This window comes from Arthrobacter sp. GQ119, assembly GCF_059759125.1.
This window is the reverse complement of sequence record NZ_JCAXEA010000083.1, coordinates 1-431: the sequence shown is the minus strand read 5'-3', so window position 1 is coordinate 431 and position 431 is coordinate 1. Positions and strand designations below refer to the sequence as shown.

Sequence of the window (431 nt, the reverse complement as noted above, 5' to 3'; positions counted from 1 at the left end):
GAGGCGCTGACGTCCTTGCCGGACTCCACCACGGAGGGCAGGTACAGCCAGTCACACTCGACGATCGTGTGGTCCGCGGACATCGGGAACATCCGGTGGATGATCACGTGGTCCGGAACCAGGTTCACGAACACGGTCGGCTTGATCGTGATCGCGTAATAGCGCCGGTCCTGGTCCTCGGCCACACCCGGGATGACATCCAGGCCCTCGGAGCCGTCCACGGTGAAGCCCTTGATGTCCTCACCGAACTCCGCGCCGTGGCCCACGAAGTACTGCGCGGCCAGCCCGTCAGCGAACTCCGGCAGCACCTCGGTCAGCTCCGGATGGATCGTGGCGCAGTGGTAGCACTCCATAAAGTTCTCAATGATGAGCTTCCAGTTCGCCTTCACGTCATAACGGATCCGCCGGCCCACGGACAGGTTCGCCACGTC

1 protein-coding gene is annotated in these 431 nt (G+C 63.3%); it reads right to left on the bottom strand.

The features are described 5' to 3' along the window. A partial coding sequence (locus AC6CH3_RS23455) for an SRPBCC family protein (RefSeq protein WP_498134715.1) occupies nucleotides 1-431 on the bottom strand: 431 nt, incomplete at both ends.